Consider the following 22,964-nt stretch of genomic DNA (forward strand, 5'->3'; position numbering starts at 1 on the left):
TTCCTCAGTTGGCCATGGCGCCGCGGGTGACGAGTTTGCCGAGCGCAGCCACCAGCTTGTCAAGGGCGAAGCCGACGATGCCGATATAGGCGAGCGCGACGATGATGTCCGGAAGGCGCGACGAGTTCCATGCGTCCCAGATGAAGAAGCCGATGCCGACGCCGCCCGTCAGCATTTCGGCCGCGACGATGGCGAGCCAGGAGAGGCCGACGCCGATCCTGAGGCCGGTGAAGATATAGGGCGATGCCGAAGGCAGCATGATCTTCCAGAAAAACTCGAACTGGTTGAGGCGCAGCACTTCGGCGACGTTGCGGTAGTCCTGCGGGATATTGCGGACGCCGACGGCGGTGTTGATGATGACAGGCCAGATCGACGTGATGAAGATCACGAAGATTGCCGAAGGATTGGAATCCTGGAAGGCTGCCAGCGACAGCGGCAGCCAGGCGAGCGGCGGGACCGTGCGCAGCACCTGGAAGATCGGATCGAGGCCGCGCATCGCCCAGATCGACTGACCGATGATCGCCCCGATGATGACGCCGGCGACTGCGGCAAGGCCAAAGCCATACACGACGCGCTGCAGCGAAACGAGCACGCGCCAGCCAAGCCCGATATCCTGGGAGCCGTAGTTGAAGAACGGATAGGCGATCAGGTCGTAGCTCTCCTGCCAGACCTGATGCGGCGAGGGCAAGGACGCATCCGTCGATGAACAGAGCACCTGCCAGACGAGCAGGATGAGCGCCAGCACCACGGCCGGCGGAACGACATTGCGAAGTGCGGTCAGCGCCGCTCGACGAAAATCGATCCGCGATCCATGCTTGCCGGAAAATGGCAGAACCTTTGCCGCCGGCTTGGCAGAGGCGACCGTGGAGGGATTTTGTTTATTTGCCAGGGCGGACATCGACGCGCTCCTCATACGAATGAAAGGCCGGCGCGCCGATCGCGCGCCGGAGCGGGTCAGGCGACGGCCTTGATCGAAAGGCTGTCGAGATAGGCGGAGGGATTTTCAGGGTCGAAGACCTTGCCGTCGAAGAAAGTCTCCTTGCCGCGAGACGACGACGCGGGAATATCGGCCGCCGCGACGCCGAGATCCTTGGCGGCCCCGCGCCAGATGTCTTCGCGATTCACCTGGTTGACCAGCGCCTTGACGTCGGTGCTCGCCGGCAGATTTCCCCAGCGGATGTTTTCCGTCATGAACCAGGTATCGTGGCTCTTGAACGGGTAGGAGGCACCGTCCTTCCAGAACTTCATGTAGAGGTCGGTGGCCTTGACCTCGCGGCCGTTGCCATAATTGATATCGCCCTTGAGGCGGCCGAGCACGTCCTTGGTCGGAACGTTGAACCACTGGCGCTTGCCGAGAATGTCGGCCATCTCCGCCTTGTTGTCCATGCTTTCGCACCATTGCTGAGCTTCCATGACAGCCATCAGCAGCGCCTTGGCAGCATTGGGATTCTTTTCGATCCAGTCGGCGCGCAGCCCGAGCGCTTTTTCGGGATGGCCCTTCCAGAGCTCGCCGGTGGTGGCGGCGGTGAAGCCGATGCCCTGGTTGACGAGCTGCTCGTTCCACGGTTCGCCCACACAGAAGACGTCCATGTTGCCAACCTTCATATTGGCAACCATCTGCGGCGGCGGCACGACGATGGTCGAAACGTCCTTGTTCGGATCGATGCCGCCGGCGGCGAGCCAGTAACGGATCCAGAGGTCATGGGTGCCGCCCGGGAAGGTCATCGCGGCCTTGATCTCCTTGCCTTCCGCCTTCTTTTTCTCGAAGGCGGCCTTCAGCTTAGAGGCATCGAGCTGCACGCCGGTTTCGGCATATTCCTTGGCGACGGAAATGCCCTGGCTGTCGAGGTTGAGCCGGGCGAGGATTGCCATCGGCACCGGCTTATTGTTCTGCGTCACCTTGCCGGTGTGCATGAGATAGGGGAGCGGCGAGAGAATATGGGCGCCGTCGATGCCATTGGCCGCGCCGCCCAGCACGAGATTATCGCGGGTCGCACCCCAGGACGCCTGTTTGGCCACATCCGCTTCCGGAAGGCCATGCTTGTCGAAAAAGCCCTTTTCCTTGGCGATGATCAGCGGTGCGGAATCGGTGAGCGCGATAAAGCCGAGCTTGACACCTTTCACCTCGGGCCCTGCTCCGGCTGCGAAGGCGCCCGATGGAAAGGCAGTCTTGACGGCGCCGATGAGGGCAGCCGCTGCAGTCGTCTTGAGCATGCCGCGGCGGGTCATGCCGGTTGTCGAAATCCCAGTCGTCGAATTTTTTGTCATGCGCAGGTTCCCTCTGCTGGCTGAATTTGGACACAAAAAAACGCCGCCGGAAATTGCGTCCAAGGGATGAGAGATCCCGGATTGCAAAGACCTTGCGACGTCGGTGTCTAATGCAGGCGCTTATGCCGCGCCTATCCGCCCCGGTCGCCGTTGACCGGTGCATCTAAGAACGTGCAAGCAGCGTGCCAATTTCGAGAGGAGTTGGTAACAGCATGAAGCAAAAGGAGAAATGCCAAGAATTAACGATTGCCTATTTCTTGGGCGCTATCGTTTTCTGCTTCCATTTTGTGCGATTGCCACGATAGTCACAGCCATGGAAGCGCTCTATTTGTGCAGTGCACGCAACATTAAAGCCGCGATGCAGCTGGCCGGATGGATGTCTTTCCAGCGGCAAAGCTCAACAGGAGAGGGGTAATGCGTGGCGATAGCCTTCGCTCTCACCTCATTCAGTGCAGCAAAGATACGAGTCCGTAGAACGCTGCGGATATTGCTGCCGCCGCCGGCATCGTGACGATCCAAGCGATCACGATGTTGCCGGCCAATCCCCAGCGCACGGCGGAAACACGGCGAGCCGCGCCCACTCCGACGATTGCTCCGGTGATGGTATGCGTCGTCGAAACGGGAATACCAAGCCACGTCGCTCCGAACAGCGTCAGCGCTCCGCCCGTCTCCGCGCAGAAACCTTGCATGGGGTTGAGCCGGGTGATCTTCGACCCCATGGTATGAACGATCCGCCATCCGCCAAACAGCGTACCGAGAGCCATTGCTGACTGGCAGGTAATGACCACCCAGAACGGCACGTAGAATGTCGGGCCGAGATATCCCTGGCTGAACAGGAGCACCGCGATGATGCCCATCGTCTTCTGCGCATCGTTTCCGCCGTGGCCGAGCGAATAGAGCGAAGCGGACACGAACTGCATGATGCGAAAGGTCCGATCCACCGCAAACGGCGTCTGCCGGACGAACAACCAGGAGACGGCGAGTACCAGCACCAGCGCAAGCAGGAAGCCGATGGCTGGTGAAAGGAAAATGGCGCCGACCGTCTTTAGGAGACCATTCCAGACGATCGAGCTGAAGCCAACCTTTGCCAGACCGGCCCCCACCAGCCCACCGACAAGCGCATGCGACGAACTCGATGGAATCCCGAAAATCCAGGTGAGGATATTCCAGATGATGGCGCCCATGAGCGCGGCGAAGATCAGTTGGGGCGAGACGATCGCGGGATCGATGATGCCGGTCCCCAGCGTCTCGGCGACATGCAAGCCGAAGAACAGGAAAGCAATGAAATTGAAGAACGCCGCCCAGGCGACCGCATACTGCGGCCGCAGGACGCGGGTCGAGACGATCGTGGCAATGGAATTGGCCGCATCATGAAGGCCGTTGAGAAAGTCGAAGAACAAAGCGACGACGATAAGGCCGACCAGCAGCGGCAGAGCGAGGGAGGCATCCATCAGACGTTCTCGATGAGAATGCCGCTGATCTCGTTGGCGACATCCTCGAAGCGGTCGACGACTTTCTCCAGCTCTCCGTAGATTTCGCTGCCGATCATGTAGGCCATCGCATTGCCGCTGGCGCCATGACGCAAGAACAGATCCTTCAGACCCTGGTCGTGGAGCTCATCGGAACGTCCCTCCACTCGGGTGACTTCCTCCGCGATGGCGGCGAGACGCTGCGCATTGGCCCCCAATCTGTCGAGCAGGGGTATCGCTTCCGCGACAAGATTTGCCGCCTTGACGATTTCGCTGCCCATCTCCTGCATGAGCGGATCGAAGCTGGATTGCTCGAACAAGCGGATCGTCTTGACTGTCTTGTGCATCATGTCGATCGAATCATCCATCGACTGGATAAGGTCCTTGATGTCTCCCCGGTCGAAGGGCGTGATGAAGCTTCGGCGAACGGCAAGAAGAACGTCACGCGTGATGTCGTCGGCCTCGTCTTCCAATGTGACGATACGTTCGCAGTTTTTCTCGACGTCATTGCCCTTCAGGAGTTGGTCGAGGGCGTAGGCCGCGGCAACGACGGTCTTCGAGTGCTTGGAAAACATGTCGAAGAATCTGTCTTCCCGTGGCATCAGCTTGCGAAAAATGCTCATCATGCCTGGGAACCTTCCTCGTGCGGCCGATTGTCATAAATCTGTCATAAACACGCTCAGGCAATTGAAGCAACATGCAAATTCGGTAATTCATCTACTATGACGCCGAGCAAGAAAAGCAGGAAGCCCCGACCGGACAAGTCCCAGCCACTGCTACGGCAGCTCGCTGCTGTTCCTGAAACGCTGTTCGCCGGTGCATTCCGTCAACAGTACGGCGCTCTTTGCTTTCGCTACGGCGATGCCGGATCCGCGATCGAAATCCTGGTGATCACATCGCGTGAGAGCGCACGCTGGGTCATCCCAAAAGGATGGCCGATGAAAGGGAAAAAGCCTTTCGAAGCAGCGGCAATCGAGGCGTGGGAGGAGGCAGGCGTGCGCGGGGTGGTGAAGAAGAAGCCGGTCGGCCGTTATACCTATCTGAAAGAACTCGACAATGGCGATGTGGCCCCCTGTATCGTCGACATGTTTCAGATTGAAGTCACTGATATCAGCGGCGATTTCAAGGAGCGGGGCCAGCGTATCCTCGAATGGGTCAGCCCGGATGAAGCGGCACGCCGCGTTCGCGAGATCGAACTCAAGTCGCTGCTCGTCCAATTCGAAGCGCGCGGCGGAAAGAAGCTCGATCGCGGCTGACCATCTTCGCCGGCAGATAGCAGCGCCGTGCGTCTTTATCGCTCGAATGGTTCGCCGAGCGAAGCAACGCCGTTCAGTTTCAGCAGGCGACGGTCGGCGGAGATGATGCCGAGCACGATGATCGTGACAAGATAGGGCAGGCTCGACAGCAGCTGCGAGGGAACATCCAGTCCGGTTGCCTGGGCTGCAAGCCCCATCAGCGAGACTGCCCCGAAGAGGCAGGCGCCGAGGAAGATACGGCCGGTGAGCCAAGTCCCGAAGACGACAAGGGCGATGGCGATCCAGCCGCGGCCGGCGATCATCCCATCGGCCCAGAGCGGGGTGTAGACCACCGACGCATAGGCGCCGGCGAAGCCCGCCATCGCGCCGCCGAAGGCGATGGCGAGGACGCGGACTGAGATGACCGGATAACCGATGGCATGCGCGGCCTTTGGGTTCTCGCCGACAGCGCGGACGATGAGACCGAGCTTGGTGTAGGCAAACATCGCCCAGAGAGTAAGCGTCGCCGCGAGCGAAATCCACACGACGATGTCCTGGACGAAAAGGCCGCCGATAACCGGCAGTTCCGAAAGTCCGGGAAGGGCGAGCTTCGGAAGTCCTCTGACGGTGAGGCTTTCATAGGTCTTGCCGAAAAGCGCCGAGAGGCCCTGACCGAGAATGCCGATGGCAAGGCCCGCCGCCACCTGGTTTGCCCGGAATCCCAGCGTGACGAAGGCGAAAAGCAGGGAAAGGACAGCGCCGCCGAACCCGGCGACGACGAAGCCCAGGAGATGTCCGCCGCCCTGATAGACGACGATGAAGGCGAGCACGGCGCCGAAGGCCATCAATCCCTCGACCCCGAGGTTGAGGACGCCGGCGCGCTCGGCCACCAGTTCGCCGAGGGCTGCGAGAAGAAACGGTGTCGCGGCCGCAAGCATGCCGGCAAGAATGAACTCGATGGCGTTCATGACGGGCTCCGGTGGGCGGCGCGGCGCCATTCCAAGCGGTAGCGCACGAAGGCGACGGCGATGAGATAGGCGAGCAGCAGACTGCCTTGGAAGACGCGGACGGCGGCGATCGGCAGGCCGGCCGAGACCATGGCATTGTCGCCACCGATATAGATGACCGCCATGACCAGCGCCGAGACCACGATGCCGATCGGGTGCAGGCCACCGAGATAGGCGACGATGATGGCCGCATAGCCATAACCGCTCGCGACCGAACGCTGCAGCTGGCCGAGCGGACCGGCGACTTCGGCAGCACCGGCAAGACCGGCGGCAAAGCCGCCGATCAGCAGCGACAGCCAGATTGCCCAACCCTCCTTGAAGCCGGCATAGCCGGCAGCCCGCGGCGCCAAGCCGCCGACCTGCAGCTTGTAGCCGATGAAGCTCTTCTGCATGAAGACCCAGGCGGCAACCGACAAAGCGAGCGTAATCAGGAAAGAGACGTTGAGGCGGGTCCCGGAAATCAGGGTCGGGACCATCGCATCATACTGGAACATCACCGACTGGGGGAAGTTGAAGCCGTTCGGATCCTTCCAGGGGCCGAGCAGCAGATAGTTCAGCAGCTGCGCCGCAACGAGGCTCAGCATCAGCGAAACGAGGATCTCGTTGGCGTTGAGGCGCACGCGCCAGAAGGCAGTGAGAGAGGCCCAGAGCGCGCCGCCGATGGCGCCGAGCAGCAGCATCGCCGGCCAGATCCACTGGCCCGTTGCCTGGGGAAACCAGACCGGAATGGCCGAGGCGAAGATCGCGCCGAGAATGAACTGGCCTTCGGCGCCGATATTGAAGACCTTGGCGCGAAAGCCGATCGCCAGTCCCTGGGCGATCAGCAGGAGCGGGCCTGCCTTTAAGAGCACTTCCGAAAATGACGCCCAGGAGAGGAAGGGCTCGAAAAGCATCGCGTAGACGACCGCGATCGGGTCACGGCCCATCAGGATGTAAAGGCCGAGGTTGAGCGCGATCGCTATGACAAGCGCCAAGACGGGCGCAAGCAGGCTCGCGGCAAGCGAGGCGCGCTCCCGGCGCACCAGGGTGGGAACGAAAGCAGGGGACCAAGCGCTCATAGACGGACTTTCTCGGGTGAGGCTTGTGCCCCGATCATGTATCGGCCGATCTCTTCGGGCTGTGTGTCCCGCGTTTTTAGCGGCGGGCTGAGCCGGCCGTGATGCAGCACCTGGATGGAATCGCAGAGCTCGAACAGTTCTTCCAGCTCTTCGGAAATAACAAGGATCGCCATGCCCTGATTGCGCAATGCGACCAGACGGCTGCGGATGGCGGATGCGGCGCCGATATCGACGCCCCAGGTCGGCTGCGCCACGAACAGCAATTTGGGAGCCAGCATGATTTCCCGGCCGACGATGAATTTCTGCAGATTGCCGCCGGAAAGCGTCCCGGCTTCCGCATCCGGGCCGGGCGTGCGGACATCGTACTGACGGATGCAATCCTCGGTGAACGCCGTCGCCCGCGCCTTGTCGAGGAGACCATGGCGTAAAAGCTTGAGCGGATGGGCCGTCAGCAGGCTGTTGAGGACGAGCGACATTTCGGGCACGGCGCCGCGCCCGAGCCGATCTTCCGGAACGAAGGCGAATCCGAGCGTCCGTCGCGCCGCGGCATCGAGCCTGCCGACATCCATCCCCATCATGTAGATCCGGTCGCGTTGGTCGCGCCCCAGCACCGTCTCGCCCGAGATCAACGCGGCAAGCTCGCTTTGGCCGTTGCCCGAAATACCGGCGATCCCCAGAATTTCACCGGCATGCACTTCGAGGCTGATGCCGGAGAGCGACACCGCAAAGGGATCGTCCGGCTGATAGTCCAGACCGATGATCTCCAGCCGCTTTTCCCCGCCGGACAGCGGCAGCGCCGACAAGGGTTCGGGCATGTCGCGGCCGATCATCATGCGGGCAAGGTCATGGGCATCATGTTCACGCGGGTCGACATTCCCGGTCACGCGACCGCCGCGCAGAATGGTCGCCCGGTCGCAGATCGCCCGGATTTCCTCGAGCTTGTGGGAGATCAACAGGATGGAAACGCCGCCGTCGCGCAGCCGGCGCAGCGTGTCGAACAGCTTCTCCACCAGTTGCGGCGGCAGGACGGAGGTGGGCTCGTCGAGGATCAGCAGCTTTGGATCGGTCATCAGGCTTCGGATGATCTCCACCCGTTGCCGCTCGCCGACGGACAGCGCATGCACATGGGCGAGCGGGTCGACTTCAAGGCCGAATTCCCGTCCAAGCGTCCGGATGCGTTCCTTGAGCTCAGCCTTGCGGCCCGGCACGACCAGCCGAATATTCTCCAGGACGGTCAGGGTCTCGAACAGCGAAAAATGCTGGAATACCATGCCGATACCGTTGCGCCTTGCCTCCGCCGGAGAGGCGAGGCGCAAGGGTTTTCCTTCCCAGACGACGTCTCCGTCATCCGGTTGCTCGACGCCGTAGATCAGCTTCATCAGCGTCGATTTTCCCGCGCCATTTTCTCCGAGAATCGCATGGATCGATTGCGGAGCCACGTCCAGATCGATGGCCTGGTTGGCGTGAATCTGGCCGTAGCTCTTCGAAATGCCGCGCAGCGACAGGAGCGGGGTCGTCATGACTTATTTCGGCAGCGGCGTGGACACGCCCTTGACGTGCCAATTCATGGCGATGATCTCGGGGTCGGCCAAGGTCGCGCCGGATGCGACACCTTCGCTGCCGTCGGCCTTGGCGATCGGCCCGGTGAAGGGCGAGAAGCTGCCGTCGGCGATCTTTGCCTCGATCTCCTTGATCTTGGTCATGACGTCAGCCGGAATATCCGAATTCCAGTCGACCACTTCGACGACCTTGTCGGCGACGCCGAGGAACGCATTGGCCCCCTTGAAGGTACCGGCGAGATGGGCATCGACCGACGCCTTGAAGAACGGCGACCAATCCGTCGCGACGCAGCCAAGATAGGTCTTCGGCGCATATTTCTTCATCGAAGAATTGAGGTTGAAGGCATAGACGCCGGCTTCCTCGCAGGCCGAGATGACGGACGGCGTGTCCTGGGCGTTGGAGAAGATCACGTCGCACTTCTGCGCAATCAGCGCCTTGGCGGCTTCCTGCTCCTTGGCCGGGTCGAACCAGGAGTTGACCCAGACGACCGAGACTTCGATGTCGGGCTTGACGGCCCGGGCGCCGAGCGTGAAGGCATTGATGGATGTGATGAGCTCGGGGATGGCAAAGGCCGACACGGAGCCGAGCTTGCCGGTCTTGGAAAGCGCTGCCGCTGCCATGCCGAGCAGATAGGTGCCCTGGAAATATTTGGCGGCGAATGGCGAGAAGTTCGGAGCGACCTGGAAGCCGGAAGCATGCAGAACCGTGACGCTCGGATCACGGCGGGCGATCTGCAGGGCGCCGTTCTGATAGCCGAAAGAGCCGGCGACCAGGAACTTGTTTCCATCGGCGACGGTCTTGTTCATGATGCGGTCGGCATCCGGGCCTTCAGCAATATTCTCAAGCACGGTGACCTTCACCTTGTCGCCGTAAGCCGCCTTGATCGGCTCGAGGCCGGCGGCCAGTGCATGTCCCCAGCCGACATCGCCGATCGGCGAAGGGACGACGAGCGTGATGCCGAGCGGCGCGTCGGCGGCCAAAGCAAGGCGGCTGCCGAGCACACCGGCAAGGCCGGTGGCGGCAGCGGCCGTCATCAGGTTTCTGCGGGTCAGTTTGGTCATGGTCTCAGTTCCCTCTTTTGGTTTTCTAGAATTTCACGGCGGATAGGGCAGCTTCCGCTTCGGCAGCCAGCTTGGCCTCGTCGAGCCCGGGGAATTCGCCCTTCTGCCAGACGATGCGGCCATTGATCATGGTTATGTCGGTCGCCAGGCCGATGCCGACGCGGGCAATCAGGCTCAGCGGGTCGTGCCGCGTGCCGACATAATCCATGCGGCGGGTGTCGATCGCAAACAGGTCGGCGGCCATGCCGGGCGCCAGTCGGCCGATATCGCGCCGGCCGAGCAGGCTGGCACCCCCTGACGTGCCGTAGCCGAGGAAATCGACCGGCGGCGGCACGGGGTGGGTGCGGGTGGAGGAGACGAGGCACTGCAGCATGTAGGCGGAGTGCAGGCAGTGCATCAGGTTGGAATTGTCGTTGGAGGCAGCACCGTCGCAGCCGAGGCCGACGCGCAGGCCGAAAGCGGCCATGGCGGGAATATCGGTGACTTCTGCGCCGACCAGATAGACGGGTTCCGGGCAGTGCGCCACCCCGGTGCCACTGGCCGCCATCTTCCTGAGTTCGTCGTGGGTCAACTCCCAGCAATGGGCATAGAAGGCGTCGGGTCCGGCAAAGCCGAGTTCTTCCAGATAGTCGACCGTGCGCATGCCGTGACGCGCCTGAATGACCGGACTTTCGCCCTCGCCGACATGCGTGTGCATCATGACCCCGCGATCACGCGCCAATGCCACCGATTCCACGAACGTCTCACGGTAGCAGTTCACCGGCTGGCAGGGCGCGACCACGACCTGGCGCATGCTGAAGCGGCTGGTATCGTGATAGGTCTCGATCAGCCGAGCGCAGTCGGCGATGAATTCGTCCGTCGTTTCCAGCATCTCGTCGGGAATGGTCGAGCCTTCCGACTTCGGCAGGGTGTTGCCGCCGCGGCCGGCATGGAAACGCATGCCGAGCAGCTCGGCCGCTTCGAACTGGCGATCGATCAGCCGCTTCCCGGCATGCCGGGGGAAATTATACTGGTGATCCAAGGCCGTGGTGCAGCCATGCTTGATCATCTCGGCCATCGCGGTGACGGAGGAGTGGTAAAAGCACTCCTCGTTGAGCTGAGAAAAGATCGGGTAGATGCGGTCGAGCCACTCGATCACCGAGAGCTTCGTCCAGTCGAGATCGGCGCGGTTGCGCACGAAGCACTGGAAGAAGTGATGATGGGTGTTGACCAAGCCTGGATAGACGAACCAGCCGGCAGCATCTTGAACGGTCGTGCCGGGAGGCAGTGCGTCCGCCGCGAGATTTTCGCCGATCGCCACGATCTCTGGGCCGCTGGTCAGCAGATCGACATTGCGATGGACGACCGGTCCCTTGCCCTCGTCGACGATCACGGCCGCGCAATTCTTCAGGAGGTAGCCGGCCATCATCACGCCTCGCCCGGTTCGATCTGGGGTTCGGGCTTCAATTCGTGCAGCCGGTGAATGCCTGGCATCTCGATGAAGTTGTCGAGGGCGCGCAGCGCGCGGGACCAGAGCCGGATGGCGGGATAGGAATCCAGTATGACACCGCCATCGGGGGCCAGCGCCACATAGGGGAAGCAGGCGATATCGGCAATTGTCGGCCGGTCGGCTGCGAGGAAACGCATGCCGCGAAGGCCCTGCTCGACAAGCCCGGCCTCAAGTTCGCGAAGCGCGGCGATGCCCTGGGCCTGCAGCGCGCCGATATCGCCCGGCCGCAGCAGCATTTCGTGAAGCCGCGCTGCCCCGAGGCTTGCCGTCAGCCGGCCGGAGAACGACAGCCATTGCTGCACCCGCGCTGCTTCCTCGGCCCTGCCGCTGCTGAGCCATTCGGGTGCTGCCTTGGCGGCGAGATAGACGAGAATGGCCGAGGATTCGGTCAGGATCAGGTCGCCATCCTCCAGGATCGGAATCGAGCCTGCCGGATTGAGCGCAAGCAGCTCGGGGTCGCGATGCTCGGCGCCGGGATGAAAATCGACCGGGCGGAGTTCCAGCTTCACTCCGGTCAGCGCCGCCATCAGGCGCACCTTGTAGCAGCTCGGCGAGAGAATGTAGTCGTAGAGCTTCATTGCGCCACCAGCTGTGCGCCATAGGTATAATTGTGGCGCTTCAGCCAGCGCCGGTAGGCGATCGATGTCAGATCGGCCCGCGTCGGGATTTCCATGCCGGGGTCGAGCGGCAGCAGCCGCGGAATCTGATTTTCGAGGATCGAACGGTCCTGCAGAAAGATCGTCTGCTGGAAGTGGATGAGGTCGGTCATCGCGGTCTCGTCGTCAAAGAGCGCCATCCATGGCCAGACGTCGCAGAGGTCCTCGGCCAGCGGCTGCACGAAAAGCGTGATGACATCCCATTCGCTCGGGCGCGGCGGGCAGGTTTTGTAAAGCACGGAGCAGGTCGGTGCCGGCACGCGGTACATATATTCCGTGGTGATGCCGCCGCTTGCCGACTTGGCAGCCTGCGGCTGGTAGAATTTCACCTGCGTCGCCCAGACCTCGTCTTCTTCCTCGCGGATCTCGACCTTGTAGTTCTGAACCTCGGTGTGCGGCTCCGCGCCGAGAATGTCGGTGTGGACGAAGGGGAAATGGGCGATGTCGAGAAAATTCTCGACCGCACGCAGCGGCGAGCAGCGCACCCGCACCACGCCGACATCGACGAAGCGGCGGCCGGGCTGGTCGGCCTCGGGAATCGGGAAAAGTTCCTTCTTCGGCGCGCCGAGGGAAGACCAAATATGACCGTAACGCACGCGCACCGGCAGTACACGGCCGTCGCCGCCCGTCACCTTGGCATTACCGTCGCCATCGCGCGCCACTTCGATCGGCTCGCCCATCAGTGCCGTCCTGCGACCAGCGCCGTCGAGCTGGCTGAAGAGCCCGACCGGATACCATTCGTCGGTCATCGCCTGCATGGTCATTGGCCGATCTCCTTCCTCTGAAGATCCTCGGCCCGGCGGCGCAGGCTCTCGGCGGCCCGCGAAGCGCCAATGCCCGCCGCGGGGCCGGTGTCCGGCTTCAGCAGCACGTGGATCAGCGTCTGTCCATCTTCCTGAGCGGATAATAGCAGACAGACGGTCCCGCTTGTTGCATTGAACTCGAGCAAGCCTTCAGGACTTGCCTTCGCGCCAGCAGCCGCCTCGATCGCCGCAATGCCGGCCAACGCCGTCAGCGATCGCAGGGGAATGAGGCCCTCAAGCCGCGGCGGCTTCGCAGCCGGCGTGCCCACGGCGACCCAGATCACGTTGTCCGCCTCCTCTACGTCATGGGTGGCGACGCGGATGGTTTCCGGTGGCGCCAGCCCTGGATGGGCCGGAATGCGGAGACAGTTTCCGGCCTGACCATAACTCCAGCCGTGATAGATGCAGGAGAGCGCCTCGCCGCGCACGAAGCCGTGAGACAGACGCATGCCGCGATGCGGACAGCGATCGGCCGATGCCGATATGCGCCCGGAAGCGCTGCGCCACAGGGCAATCGATCCGGCTGCCGTCCGTGCCGGCATGACGGTGCCGGCTGGCAAATCCCGGGACAGAGCGACTGGCGTCCAAAAGCCGGTCGTAGCGGATGGCATGACTAGAGTTCCCAAACAAAATCATATGCTTGCCGAGCACGTCCCGCCTCCGCATCGAGGCAATTCCGCTCAACCTTATCAGGTTTGCATAATTATTTCGCATTGGCAACATTGAGTAAATAATATGCACGGCGCAAAATACACGGTAGCCGGTACTAGGCTCTTTCGCCGATGATCGTCGTGCGTTCTATGCTCTCGACCCATACGTCGATAGGCCCGAGAGAGCATCCCATCTCCATCATGTCGATCAGCTCCTCCGGCCCGCCAACCTCAAGTTCGATCCGCATGGGACTCGTATGAGAGATGGTGTGCGACAGCCCAAGCTTGGCGGCGTGGCGCCGGATCCAGGGGACAAAGGAGGCGGCCTCGAGATCACCGACGATCGTCATCCGTTCCAGGAGGTGGCTTGTATCTTGTCCCGTCATCACGCTCGCTCTTGCTTCCCCATACTATAACGCCTGGATGACCGTGCGGAAGGGGTCATCGTCAAGGCGAGGATGCTCGGCCGATCATGACGTGCTGCATTGACAAGCCTCTTGCGCTCAGGTCTACTGGTCCACTTACCGGACCAGTAGACCTGAGCGCGGGGAGGGGGAAAGCAATGGATGTTCGAGCAATGCTCGAAGACGACGTTGCGACGCTCGGCGGAGCGCCGAAGAAGTCGATGAAAGACTTCGTCGTCCAGAAGATTGCGACCTTCATAGCGACGGGCATCCTCAAAGTGGGCGATCCCTTGCCAAGCGAGCGCGAATTGGCTTCCGCGCTGTCGGTCAGCCGCGAGACCGTCCGTGGCGCGATCCTCATCCTTTCCACGCATGGGATTCTCTCCGTCGCGCATGGGACCCGAACCGTGGTGGCATCGGAGGATGTCGGCGAATTGGCTGTCCAGGCTGCGCGGTATCGCGACATTGCGGCCTACAGTCTCGACAATGTTCATGAGGCGCGACTTCTCATCGAAGCGCAGGTCGTCAGGGCTGCCGCGGTCAAGATGGAGCCCTCGACGCTTGATTATCTCCGCGAGTCGATCGCAGCACAGGAGGCCGCCTGTGACGATCCTGTCCGTTTTTTGATATGTGACCGGGAATTTCACACCGCTATCTACCGTTCCAGCGGCAACGCGGTGCTGGCTGATATGGCCGCCGACCTCTATTCCTATCTTCTCAGCCACCGAAGGCGCGTCGTATCGCAGCCCGGAAGCATCGCCACCAGCATCGCCGATCACCGGATGATCCTTGCCGGCCTGGAGACGCGGGACCCGGATGCTGCGGCCGCGGCCTTCGCAATCCACGAAACCCGTATTTATACGACGACCAAGTTACTCTTCTCGTAGTTCGCAGGGAGGCGAAACACGATGCATATTCTCATTATCGGCGCGGGAGGAATGATCGGCCGGAAGCTCGCCGCCACACTGGGGCGCAGCGGTTCCCTCGGCGGCGATACAATCACGCGCATGACCCTTGTGGATGTAACGCCTCCGCCGGTGCCCGCCGACATCTCCGTGCCGGCGGAAGCGCTGGCGGCCGATATTTCCGAAAGCGACGCAGCGGCAGCACTTGCGGCGGGTCGGGCCGATGTGATCTTCCATCTCGCCGCGATCGTTTCCGGCGAAGCCGAGCGCAATTTCGACCTCGGCTATCGGGTCAATCTCGACGGCACCCGAGCCTTGCTGGAAGCGATCCGCCGGGAAGGCAGTCGCCAAGCCTATGTCCCCCGTTTCGTCTTCTCCTCGTCGATCGCGGTCTATGGCGCGCCGTTTCCCGATCCCATTCCCGACGATTACGTGCTGGCGCCCCTCACCAGCTACGGAGTCCAGAAAGCGATATCGGAGCTTCTGCTTGCCGACTATTCGCGCCGCGGCTTCGTGGACGGCATCGGAATTCGGTTGCCGACCATCGTCATCCGCCCCGGCGCGCCGAACGCCGCCGCATCGGGCTTCTTTTCCGGAATCCTGCGGGAACCGCTCGCAGGCCAGCGTGCCGTTCTGCCGGTCGAAGAAACGGTCAAGCACTGGCTGGCGAGCCCGCGTTCGGCCGTCAGCTTCCTGATCCATGCCGCCACGCTCGATACAGCGTCGCTCGGTGTCCGGCGCACGCTCACCATGCCAGGGGTTGCCGCCACCGTTGCCGACCAGATTGATGCGCTGCGCCGTGCCGCCGGCCCCGAAGCGGCGGATTTGATCGATCGGCGCCGCGACGAGGTCATTGAGGAGATCGTCGCCGGGTGGCCGAAATCCTTTACGCCGCAACGCGCGGCGCAACTCGGATTTACCGCCGAAAGCAGCGTCGACGAGCTGATCGAGGTCTACCTCGCCGAAGATGCTCCGGGTGCATCCCGATGAGGTTGGGGACACGGCGCGAGCCGGATCATGAGGCAGGGGCCTGACCAGGCACCCCCACAGATGCGGGATTGCCGTGCTTGAAGAACTTGAGAGAGAAGATTGCGGCCGCCGGCAAGACATAACGACAATACGAATACATAGCACGTAGCGCTCGATATCTGGGAGGAGAGAGTATGGCAGGCGTTCAATTCGCGGATGTGCGGAAATCATTCGGTGCATTTCCGGTCATCAAAGGCGTGGATATCGATATCGCCGACGGTGAGTTCGTGATCCTGGTCGGCCCGTCGGGTTGCGGCAAATCCACCCTGCTGCGGATGCTGGCCGGACTTGAGAACATTTCCGGCGGCGAGATCAAGATCGGCGGGCGCGTGGTCAATACGCTGCCGCCCAAGGATCGCGACATCGCCATGGTGTTCCAGAACTATGCGCTCTATCCGCATATGACGGTGCAGCAAAACATGGGCTTCTCGCTGATGCTGAACAAGGCGCCGAAGGCGGAAGCCGAGAAGCGGGTGAAATATGCCGCCGGCATCCTCGGCCTCGACAAATTGCTCGACCGTTATCCGCGCCAGCTTTCCGGCGGCCAGCGCCAGCGTGTCGCCATGGGGCGGGCGATCGTGCGCGATCCGGAAGTCTTCCTGTTCGACGAACCGCTCTCCAATCTCGACGCCAAGCTGCGCGTCGCCATGCGCGCCGAGATCAAGGAGCTGCACCAGCGGCTGAAAACGACGACAGTCTACGTCACCCACGACCAGATCGAAGCGATGACCATGGCCGACAAGATCGTCGTCATGCATGACGGCGTCGTAGAGCAGGTCGGCACGCCGCTCGAGCTCTATGACAAACCGGCCAATCTCTTCGTTGGCGGCTTCATCGGCTCGCCGGCGATGAACATGATCAAGGGCCGGCTCGATCCGGAGAACCCGACACGATTCAGGGCACCCGACGGCACCGCGCTGCCGGTCGCCAATCCGCCCGCCGACGCCATCGGCCGCGATCTCGTCTATGGGCTTCGCCCGGAATACATCCTGCTCGATGCCAATGGCCTGCCCGGTGAAATCGTGGTGATCGAGCCGACCGGCTACGAGACGCATCTTATCCTCAAGCTCGGCGGCAGCGACCTCAGCTGCGTCTTCCGCGAACGCGTCAACGCGCGACCGGGCGAAACCCTGCGCGTTGCGATCGACGCCGCGCATGTTCATCTCTTCGATGCCGAGAGCGGCCGGAGATTGACCGGCTGAGGCCGGCCGGCGGCGGCGCGGGGCGGAGGAGCCCTCTCGTTGCCTGCAGGCAGGCACACATCCCCTCTCAGGGATGCAATGAGCGGCGTTCACCAAGCGGGGAGGTGAGTGCCGGCAAGTTCGTACCCGCTTTTTTTGATGAGGAGGAATCTCATGAGGATCAGAAGACGTGACTTTCTTGCCGCCTCGGCTGCCGTCGCCGGCGCCGCCGGCCTCGGCATCCGGCCATCCCTGGCGCAGGCCGAGCCGACTTACACGCCGGAAAGCGGCGCCAGCCTTCGCCTGCTGCGCTGGACACCGTTCGTCAAGGGCGACGAGGAGGCATGGCTTGCCAACACCAAGAAATTCACCGAAGCGACCGGCGTCGAGGTGCGCATCGACAAGGAAAGCTGGGAGGACATCCGCCCGAAGGCCGCCGTCGCCGCCAATGTCGGCTCCGGCCCCGATCTCATCATGTGCTGGTTCGATGACGCCCACCAATATCCCGACAAGCTGGTCGATCTGACCGAACTCGGCAATTATCTCGGCAACAAGTATGAGGGTTGGTACGACGGCGTGAAGGGTTATGCCACACGCGGCGACACCTTCATCGCCATGCCGCTGACGGCCATCGGCAATGCCGTCGTCTATCGCGACAGCCACGTGAAGGCTGCCGGTTTCAACGAATTCCCCAATGATACCGCAGGCTTCCTCGAGCTTTGCAAGGCGATGAAGGCAAAGGGCACGCCGGCCGGCTTCCCGCACGGCAAGGCAGTCGGCGACGGCAACAACTATGCCCATTGGCTGCTGTGGAGCCATAACGGCATGATGGTCGACGAAAGCGGCAAGGTAACGATCAACAGCCCGGAAACGCTGGCGTCGATCAACTATGCCAAGGAGCTCTATGCGACCTTCATCCCCGGCACCGAAAGCTGGCAGGACGTCAACAACAACCGCGCCTTCCTCGCCGGCCAGGTTTCGCTGATCGCCAACGGCGTCTCGGTCTATTACACCGCCAAGAACGACCCGAAGCTCGCCGAGATCGCCAAGGACATCCGCACGACGAACTTCCCGATTGGTCCTGTCGGCAAGAGCGTGGAACTTTGCCAGACGAGTTCGCTGCTTCTCTTCAAGCACAGCAAATATCCGGAAGCGGCCAAGGCCTACATCAAGTTCATGATGGAAGCCGACCAGATGAATGCGTGGATCCAGGGCTCCAGCGCCTATTGCTGCCAGCCGCTCAAGGCTTTCGCCAAGAACCCGATCTGGACAGCCGATCCGGTCCACGCGCCCTATGCGCGCGCCTCGGAAAAGCTGCGTCCGAACGGCTATGCCGGCCCGCTCGGTTATGCCTCGGCGGCAACCATGGCCGACTACGTTCTGGTCGACATGTATGCGGCGGCCGTTACCGGCCAGATGTCGCCGGAAGATGCGATGAAGGAAGCCGAACGCCGGGCAAACCGCTACTATCGCGTCTGAGCCACACCTCGAACAAGCGGCATGCCGGCCTTCGGCATGCCGCAAGATCTGGGGGTTCAAAAGGCGATCTGGGAGATAAGCAATGTCGATGGCAAATTCGGGGGATAGACGTGGGCCGGTCTCTTCGCTCCTGCAGAACAACAATGTGCTCGGCTTCCTGTTCATGCTGCCGGCGGCAGTATTCCTCGTCTGCTTTCTGACCTATCCGCTGGGGCTCGGCGTCTGGCTCGGCTTCACCGATACGAGGATCGGTCGCGACGGCATCTTCATCGGACTGGAGAACTACCAGTTCCTGATGGACGACAGCGTCTTCTGGCTGTCGGTCTTCAACACCGTTCTCTATACCTTCGTCGCCTCCGTGCTGAAATTCGCGCTCGGCCTCTGGCTGGCGATGCTGCTCAACCAGCACCTGCCGTTCAAATCCTTCTTCCGGGCAATCGTATTGCTTCCCTGGGTGGTGCCGACGGTGCTTTCGGCGCTCGCCTTCTGGTGGATCTACGATTCCCAGTTTTCGATCATCTCCTGGTCGCTGATGCAGCTCGGGCTGATCAGCGGACCGATCAACTTCCTCGGCGACCCGATCAATGCGCGCATCTCCGTTATCGTCGCGAATGTCTGGCGCGGCATTCCCTTCGTGGCGATCTCGCTGCTTGCCGGCCTGCAGACCATTCCAGCATCGCTGCAGGAGGCTGCCTCGCTCGACGGCGCCACCAGCTGGCAGCGTTTCCGCTATGTGACGCTGCCCATGCTGACGCCGATCATCGCCGTCGTCATGACCTTCTCGGTGCTTTTCACCTTTACCGATTTCCAGCTCATCTACGTGCTGACCAAGGGCGGGCCGGTCAACGCTACGCATCTGATGGCGACGCTGTCGTTCCAACGCGGCATTCCCGGCGGCCAACTCGGCGAGGGGGCGGCCATCGCGGTCGCCATGGTGCCCTTCCTGCTCGGCGCGATCATGTTCAGCTTCTTCGGCCTGCAACGGCGCAAATGGCAGCAGGGCGGCCAGGATTAGGAGCCAAGATTAGGAGAATATCGATGTCGACACATTCCAACACCGCCGATCAGGCCCTGACCGATAATGCCGAAGGCATGAGCTATCTGAACCGCCTGCCACGGCGGATCGTGATGCTCTACTTGCCGATGGCCATCTTCGTCTTCGTGCTGCTCTTCCCGTTCTACTGGATGGCGATCACTGCGGTGAAGCCGAACGAGCAGCTGACCGACTATACCAATTACAGCCCGTTCTGGGTGGTGGGAGCAACGCTCGCGCATATCAAATATCTGTTCCTCGAAACCTCCTATCCGGGCTGGCTGTGGAACACGATGCTGGTGGCGGTCTGCTCCACCTTCCTCTCGCTGGTGGCCTCAGTCTTGGGCGCCTATGCCATCGAGCGCGTCCGCTTCACCGGCTCCCGATCGGTCGGCCTGGTGATCTTCCTCGCCTATCTCGTGCCGCCGTCGATCCTCTTCATCCCGCTTGCCTTCATCGTCTTCAAGCTCGGGATCTACGACTCGCGGCTGGCGCTGATCTTTACCTATCCGACCTTCCTCATTCCCTTCTGCACCTGGCTGCTGATGGGCTATTTCCGCTCGATCCCCTTCGAGCTGGAGGAAAGCGCACTGGTGGATGGCGCCAACAGGTGGCAGATCCTCACCAAGATCATCCTGCCGCTGGCCGTCCCCGGGCTGATTTCGGCCGGCATCTTCGCCTTCACGCTGTCCTGGAACGAATTCATCTATGCGCTCACCTTCATCCAGTCATCGGAAAACAAAACCATTCCGGTCGGCGTCCTGACCGAACTGGTGCGCGGCGACGTGTTCGAATGGGGAGCGCTGATGGCCGGTGCACTGTTCGGCTCGCTGCCGGTGGTCATCCTCTATTCGTTCTTCGTGGACTACTATGTCTCCTCGATGACCGGTGCAGTGAAGGAATAGCAATCCGCTGGATTTCGCTGCGTGGCAACGATGCGCAAACTGCGCGCTCGCAGTGAAACCAGCGTCCCGGGGTGGTTGTTCGATAATACTTGCTACGCCGCTAATTCGTGTAGGGGCTATTTAGAGATGCGACAGTCTCGTCTCTCGACGTTCTGATCAAGGTCAACGTTGAGCGCAAGGATGACGACCTCCAGCCCGGTCGAGACCATAAGGGGTCGGAATCTTGATGCCCTGTTTGACCACCATGTCGCATAAAGAATTGCATCGCCTCGAAGTTTATTCAGACGATCCGTGATCAGCGCCTGAGCGTCGTCCAGGCCGCTGAGCTGCTTGGGCTCAACCGAAGTCAGGTGCACAGGCTGTTGCAGGCCTGTACATCGATCCTCTGTGTCGCCTCGCCGTAGAAGAACGTTCGCAGTGTCTTCTGCGAGAGCGGCGGAAGCAGCTTGTCGCGGAGGAGCTTCAGGTTGGCGCGGCCAACTCCCGCTCCGCCCTTGCGACGACCGGGCTTTTTCGGCAAGACCGCCAGGACGCAAAGGGAGCATCCGCTTGAAGCATATCCAAATCATCGGCATCGGCACGGGCAACCCGGAGCACCTCACCATACAGGCGATCAACGCCATGAACGCGGCCGACGTGGTCTTCCTGCCGGTCAAGGGCGCCGGCAAGGAAGAACTTGCCGATATCCGCCGCGAGATCTGCCAACGCTATATCACGCGGCCAGCTGCCCGAATTTCGGAGTTCGCTGTGCCGCAACGGCAGACGGCAGAGAGGAGCTATGCGCAAAGCGTCGATGCCTGGCATGGCGAAATCGCCGGTATCTATGGAGAGCTGATCGCTAGTCTGCCGGATGAGGGCAGCGGCGCCTTTCTCGTCTGGGGCGATCCCAGTCTCTACGACAGCACGATCCGCATCATCGAACGCGTGCGACGGGAAAGCGGCCTGGATTTCGATTACACCGTCATTCCCGGCATCACCAGCATCCAGGCCCTGGCTGCCAGCCACAGGATCCCGATCAACCTCGTCGGCAAGCCGATCGAGATCACCACGGGGCGCCGGCTGGCGCAGGACGGGCTTCGGAGCGACAGCACCATCGTGATGCTCGACGGCGAACAGGCTTTTGCCAAGATCGACGATCCCGATGCCGAGATCTTCTGGGGCGCCTATCTCGGCACCCAGGATGAAATCGTCAGATCGGGCCGGCTTGGCGATATCGCCGCCGACATCGTGACGCTGAGGGCCGAGGCCAGGCAGCGGCACGGCTGGATCATGGACATCTATCTCCTGCGCAAGGGATGCGATTTCGAGGAATAGCCGTTCCGACCCGTTTCTCTCATGCTTTGCCGGCCCGGCCGCGATCATGTAAGAAATGCTCAGAGGATTGAGAATGAGTGTTGAGGCCGCAAGGGCAAACAACAGGACAGGCGAGTCGGATCTGCACGATCACCTGGCAGCAAAAATGCGCGCACGCGGCGCCTGCCCCGCCCTGTCAGCGCCGATGCCGACCGGCGACGGCCTGCTGGTGCGGCTGCGGCCAGCCGGCGGCGCGTTGACGCTGCCGCAATTTGCAAGCCTTGCCCGCTTAGCCGCAGTTCATGGAAACGGCATTCTGGAAATCACCGCACGCGGCAATCTGCAGATCCGCGGGCTCAGCGCCGAGACGGTCGGACCGCTCGCTGCCGATATCGATGCCGCCGGCATTGTTGTGCCGGAGGGGCCGGCGATCGAGATCTCGCCGCTGCACGGCATCGATCCGGAAGAAATAAACGATCCGGCCGCAATGGAAACGGCATTGCGCCGCACGCTCCGCGATCAGCTTCGCTCGCCACGGCTCGCGCCAAAACTATCGCTCGTCGTCGACGGCGGGGGAGCCTTCGGCTTGGCGGCGCTTTCCGCTGATATCCGTATTGTCGCGCAATCCCCCGCAGATTGGCTTGTGGCGATCAATGGCGACGGTGAAAGCGCAACGCCGGTCGCGATCGGTTCTGCGCAGGCGGCGATATCGGCCGTCGGCGACATTCTGAGCCTGTTGGCAGATCTCGGGCAGGGCAAGCGGGCACGCGATATCGATCCGGCGCTGCTGCGGGTTCGTTTTCCCACTATGGATGGTATTCAGTTCTTTCCGTCCCGCGCGGCAGGGGTGCCGCTTTCCGGCCCGCACAGGCTTGCCGACGGCAAAACCCTGCTCGGCGTCAGGCCGGAATTCGGACAGATGCGGACGTCCGATCTCTCCGCCCTGCTCGATCTCGCAGAGACCCAGGGCGCGACAGCCATCCGGCTTGCGCCCGGTCGCGGTTTCTTCTTGATCGGACTTCCGGCTGATACAGTGCCGGCTATGCAGATTGCCGCGGCCAGACTTGGCTTCAGCGCCCAACCCGGCGACAACAGCGAGCATATCGCCGCCTGCGCCGGCGCCGGCGCCTGCGGCTCCGCCTTCTACGAGACGAGAACTCTGGCGCGCCGCATCATCGCTGCGGCACCTGCCCTCTTCGACGGTTCGCTGACGCTGCATCTGTCCGGCTGCGCCAAGGGCTGCGCCCATGCGCGGCCGGCGCTGACCCTGACGGGCTCGCCGGAGGGTTATGACCTCATCCTCAATGGGCTTGCTGCGGATCGGCCGGACGAACGGATCGCTGGCGGTCGGATCGATTTCGCTATAGAGAGGCTCGCCCGCTCCATCGAAGACAACCGAGGCGCTGGCGAATCGGCCGCGGCCTGCCTTAAACGGCTTGGCACAACCGGCGTTTCAAAGGCGCTGCGACAGGAATAGGA

22 protein-coding genes and 1 pseudogene are annotated in these 22,964 nt (G+C 62.0%); 10 read left to right on the top strand and 13 right to left on the bottom strand.

Annotated elements, in window-relative coordinates:
• Window positions 1–4: 4 nt before the first annotated feature.
• The 4 genes from ntrB to FHT79_RS01575 form a co-directional block, all read right to left on the bottom strand.
• Complete coding sequence (ntrB, locus tag FHT79_RS01560) at window positions 5–898, bottom strand: nitrate ABC transporter permease (RefSeq protein WP_183902888.1); 894 nt, start codon at window positions 896–898, stop codon at window positions 5–7.
• Window positions 899–954: 56 nt separating this feature from the next.
• Window positions 955–2,268 carry a CmpA/NrtA family ABC transporter substrate-binding protein gene (locus tag FHT79_RS01565; protein ID WP_183902889.1) on the bottom strand — a complete coding sequence of 438 codons (1,314 nt, stop codon included), beginning with the start codon at window positions 2,266–2,268 and terminating at the stop codon, window positions 955–957.
• Between the two features lie 446 nt (window positions 2,269–2,714).
• Window positions 2,715–3,719, bottom strand: a complete 1,005-nt coding sequence (locus tag FHT79_RS01570) for an inorganic phosphate transporter (protein ID WP_025570519.1) — start codon at window positions 3,717–3,719, stop codon at window positions 2,715–2,717.
• Window positions 3,719–4,363, bottom strand: a complete 645-nt coding sequence (locus FHT79_RS01575) for a DUF47 domain-containing protein (RefSeq protein ID WP_025570521.1) — start codon at window positions 4,361–4,363, stop codon at window positions 3,719–3,721. The genes FHT79_RS01570 and FHT79_RS01575 overlap by 1 nt, the downstream gene beginning before the upstream one ends.
• A 96-nt stretch (window positions 4,364–4,459) precedes the next feature.
• Between FHT79_RS01575 and FHT79_RS01580 the strand changes: the two genes are divergently transcribed.
• A complete protein-coding gene (locus FHT79_RS01580) occupies window positions 4,460–4,993 on the top strand; it encodes an NUDIX hydrolase (protein ID WP_063475746.1) in 534 nt (177 codons plus the stop codon).
• Between the two features lie 35 nt (window positions 4,994–5,028).
• On the opposite strand, the gene FHT79_RS01585 is transcribed toward FHT79_RS01580, so the two are convergent.
• The 9 genes from FHT79_RS01585 to FHT79_RS01625 form a co-directional block, all read right to left on the bottom strand.
• Window positions 5,029–5,940, bottom strand: coding sequence for an ABC transporter permease (locus FHT79_RS01585; RefSeq protein ID WP_183902890.1), 912 nt, complete (start codon window positions 5,938–5,940; stop codon window positions 5,029–5,031).
• Window positions 5,937–7,037 carry an ABC transporter permease gene (locus FHT79_RS01590; protein WP_183902891.1) on the bottom strand — a complete coding sequence of 367 codons (1,101 nt, stop codon included), beginning with the start codon at window positions 7,035–7,037 and terminating at the stop codon, window positions 5,937–5,939. The genes FHT79_RS01585 and FHT79_RS01590 overlap by 4 nt, the downstream gene beginning before the upstream one ends.
• Window positions 7,034–8,557 (bottom strand): ABC transporter ATP-binding protein, encoded by a 1,524-nt coding sequence (locus FHT79_RS01595; RefSeq protein ID WP_183902892.1) that lies wholly within the window; start codon window positions 8,555–8,557, stop codon window positions 7,034–7,036. The genes FHT79_RS01590 and FHT79_RS01595 overlap by 4 nt, the downstream gene beginning before the upstream one ends.
• 3 nt (window positions 8,558–8,560) lie before the next feature.
• On the bottom strand, window positions 8,561–9,658 hold the full coding sequence (locus FHT79_RS01600) for a BMP family ABC transporter substrate-binding protein (protein WP_183902893.1): 1,098 nt from the start codon (window positions 9,656–9,658) through the stop codon (window positions 8,561–8,563).
• 25 nt (window positions 9,659–9,683) lie between these two features.
• A complete protein-coding gene (locus tag FHT79_RS01605) occupies window positions 9,684–11,063 on the bottom strand; it encodes an amidohydrolase (RefSeq protein ID WP_183902894.1) in 1,380 nt (459 codons plus the stop codon).
• A gap of 2 nt (window positions 11,064–11,065) precedes the next feature.
• Window positions 11,066–11,725: a glutathione S-transferase family protein gene (locus FHT79_RS01610; protein WP_183902895.1), complete on the bottom strand. Its 660-nt coding sequence runs from the start codon at window positions 11,723–11,725 to the stop codon at window positions 11,066–11,068.
• Window positions 11,722–12,567: an aromatic ring-hydroxylating dioxygenase subunit alpha gene (locus FHT79_RS01615; RefSeq protein ID WP_183902896.1), complete on the bottom strand. Its 846-nt coding sequence runs from the start codon at window positions 12,565–12,567 to the stop codon at window positions 11,722–11,724. The genes FHT79_RS01610 and FHT79_RS01615 overlap by 4 nt, the downstream gene beginning before the upstream one ends.
• Window positions 12,564–13,217, bottom strand: a complete 654-nt coding sequence (locus FHT79_RS01620; protein ID WP_183902897.1) for a Rieske (2Fe-2S) protein — start codon at window positions 13,215–13,217, stop codon at window positions 12,564–12,566. Before FHT79_RS01620 ends, FHT79_RS01615 begins: the two co-directional genes overlap by 4 nt.
• 155 nt (window positions 13,218–13,372) lie before the next feature.
• On the bottom strand, window positions 13,373–13,642 hold the full coding sequence (locus FHT79_RS01625) for a hypothetical protein (protein ID WP_063475742.1): 270 nt from the start codon (window positions 13,640–13,642) through the stop codon (window positions 13,373–13,375).
• A 176-nt stretch (window positions 13,643–13,818) separates the two neighbouring features.
• Between FHT79_RS01625 and FHT79_RS01630 the strand changes: the two genes are divergently transcribed.
• The 9 genes and pseudogenes from FHT79_RS01630 to cobG all read left to right on the top strand — a co-directional run bounded on the left by FHT79_RS01630 (window position 13,819) and on the right by cobG (window position 22,962).
• Window positions 13,819–14,547, top strand: coding sequence for an FCD domain-containing protein (locus tag FHT79_RS01630; RefSeq protein ID WP_183902898.1), 729 nt, complete (start codon window positions 13,819–13,821; stop codon window positions 14,545–14,547).
• Window positions 14,548–14,568: 21 nt separating this feature from the next.
• Window positions 14,569–15,555 carry a D-erythronate dehydrogenase gene (gene denD, locus FHT79_RS01635; protein WP_183902899.1) on the top strand — a complete coding sequence of 329 codons (987 nt, stop codon included), beginning with the start codon at window positions 14,569–14,571 and terminating at the stop codon, window positions 15,553–15,555.
• A 173-nt stretch (window positions 15,556–15,728) separates the two neighbouring features.
• The gene (ugpC, locus tag FHT79_RS01640; protein WP_183902900.1) at window positions 15,729–16,796 is read left to right on the top strand and encodes a sn-glycerol-3-phosphate ABC transporter ATP-binding protein UgpC; all 1,068 of its coding nucleotides are present in this window, start codon (window positions 15,729–15,731) and stop codon (window positions 16,794–16,796) included.
• 153 nt (window positions 16,797–16,949) lie between these two features.
• A complete protein-coding gene (locus tag FHT79_RS01645) occupies window positions 16,950–18,254 on the top strand; it encodes an ABC transporter substrate-binding protein (RefSeq protein ID WP_025570636.1) in 1,305 nt (434 codons plus the stop codon).
• Between the two features lie 82 nt (window positions 18,255–18,336).
• Entirely contained in the window at window positions 18,337–19,269 is a 933-nt protein-coding gene (locus FHT79_RS01650) for a sugar ABC transporter permease (protein ID WP_028758286.1), read from the top strand.
• Between the two features lie 23 nt (window positions 19,270–19,292).
• Window positions 19,293–20,192 (top strand): carbohydrate ABC transporter permease, encoded by a 900-nt coding sequence (locus FHT79_RS01655; RefSeq protein ID WP_097622424.1) that lies wholly within the window; start codon window positions 19,293–19,295, stop codon window positions 20,190–20,192.
• 226 nt (window positions 20,193–20,418) lie between these two features.
• Window positions 20,419–20,563, top strand: a pseudogene (locus FHT79_RS01660) (helix-turn-helix domain-containing protein); the annotation flags it as partial.
• Window positions 20,564–20,741: 178 nt separating this feature from the next.
• The gene (gene cobF, locus FHT79_RS01665; RefSeq protein WP_097622423.1) at window positions 20,742–21,506 is read left to right on the top strand and encodes a precorrin-6A synthase (deacetylating); all 765 of its coding nucleotides are present in this window, start codon (window positions 20,742–20,744) and stop codon (window positions 21,504–21,506) included.
• Window positions 21,507–21,579: 73 nt separating this feature from the next.
• The gene (gene cobG, locus FHT79_RS01670; RefSeq protein ID WP_183902901.1) at window positions 21,580–22,962 is read left to right on the top strand and encodes a precorrin-3B synthase; all 1,383 of its coding nucleotides are present in this window, start codon (window positions 21,580–21,582) and stop codon (window positions 22,960–22,962) included.
• Window positions 22,963–22,964: the final 2 nt, after the last annotated feature.

The organism is Rhizobium sp. BK212, from assembly GCF_014197475.1.
GTDB lineage: Bacteria > Pseudomonadota > Alphaproteobacteria > Rhizobiales > Rhizobiaceae > Rhizobium > Rhizobium anhuiense.

Coding starts and splice junctions, on each gene's coding strand:
- ntrB (WP_183902888.1), bottom strand. CDS start 898: ATGTCCGCCCTGGCAAATAAACAAAATCCCTCCACGGTCGCCTCTGCC.
- FHT79_RS01565 (WP_183902889.1), bottom strand. CDS start 2,268: ATGACAAAAAATTCGACGACTGGGATTTCGACAACCGGCATGACCCGC.
- FHT79_RS01570 (WP_025570519.1), bottom strand. CDS start 3,719: ATGGATGCCTCCCTCGCTCTGCCGCTGCTGGTCGGCCTTATCGTCGTC.
- FHT79_RS01575 (WP_025570521.1), bottom strand. CDS start 4,363: ATGATGAGCATTTTTCGCAAGCTGATGCCACGGGAAGACAGATTCTTC.
- FHT79_RS01580 (WP_063475746.1), top strand. CDS start 4,460: ATGACGCCGAGCAAGAAAAGCAGGAAGCCCCGACCGGACAAGTCCCAG.
- FHT79_RS01585 (WP_183902890.1), bottom strand. CDS start 5,940: ATGAACGCCATCGAGTTCATTCTTGCCGGCATGCTTGCGGCCGCGACA.
- FHT79_RS01590 (WP_183902891.1), bottom strand. CDS start 7,037: ATGAGCGCTTGGTCCCCTGCTTTCGTTCCCACCCTGGTGCGCCGGGAG.
- FHT79_RS01595 (WP_183902892.1), bottom strand. CDS start 8,557: ATGACGACCCCGCTCCTGTCGCTGCGCGGCATTTCGAAGAGCTACGGC.
- FHT79_RS01600 (WP_183902893.1), bottom strand. CDS start 9,658: ATGACCAAACTGACCCGCAGAAACCTGATGACGGCCGCTGCCGCCACC.
- FHT79_RS01605 (WP_183902894.1), bottom strand. CDS start 11,063: ATGGCCGGCTACCTCCTGAAGAATTGCGCGGCCGTGATCGTCGACGAG.
- FHT79_RS01610 (WP_183902895.1), bottom strand. CDS start 11,725: ATGAAGCTCTACGACTACATTCTCTCGCCGAGCTGCTACAAGGTGCGC.
- FHT79_RS01615 (WP_183902896.1), bottom strand. CDS start 12,567: ATGACCATGCAGGCGATGACCGACGAATGGTATCCGGTCGGGCTCTTC.
- FHT79_RS01620 (WP_183902897.1), bottom strand. CDS start 13,217: ATGCCATCCGCTACGACCGGCTTTTGGACGCCAGTCGCTCTGTCCCGG.
- FHT79_RS01625 (WP_063475742.1), bottom strand. CDS start 13,642: ATGACGGGACAAGATACAAGCCACCTCCTGGAACGGATGACGATCGTC.
- FHT79_RS01630 (WP_183902898.1), top strand. CDS start 13,819: ATGGATGTTCGAGCAATGCTCGAAGACGACGTTGCGACGCTCGGCGGA.
- denD (WP_183902899.1), top strand. CDS start 14,569: ATGCATATTCTCATTATCGGCGCGGGAGGAATGATCGGCCGGAAGCTC.
- ugpC (WP_183902900.1), top strand. CDS start 15,729: ATGGCAGGCGTTCAATTCGCGGATGTGCGGAAATCATTCGGTGCATTT.
- FHT79_RS01645 (WP_025570636.1), top strand. CDS start 16,950: ATGAGGATCAGAAGACGTGACTTTCTTGCCGCCTCGGCTGCCGTCGCC.
- FHT79_RS01650 (WP_028758286.1), top strand. CDS start 18,337: ATGTCGATGGCAAATTCGGGGGATAGACGTGGGCCGGTCTCTTCGCTC.
- FHT79_RS01655 (WP_097622424.1), top strand. CDS start 19,293: ATGTCGACACATTCCAACACCGCCGATCAGGCCCTGACCGATAATGCC.
- cobG (WP_183902901.1), top strand. CDS start 21,580: ATGAGTGTTGAGGCCGCAAGGGCAAACAACAGGACAGGCGAGTCGGAT.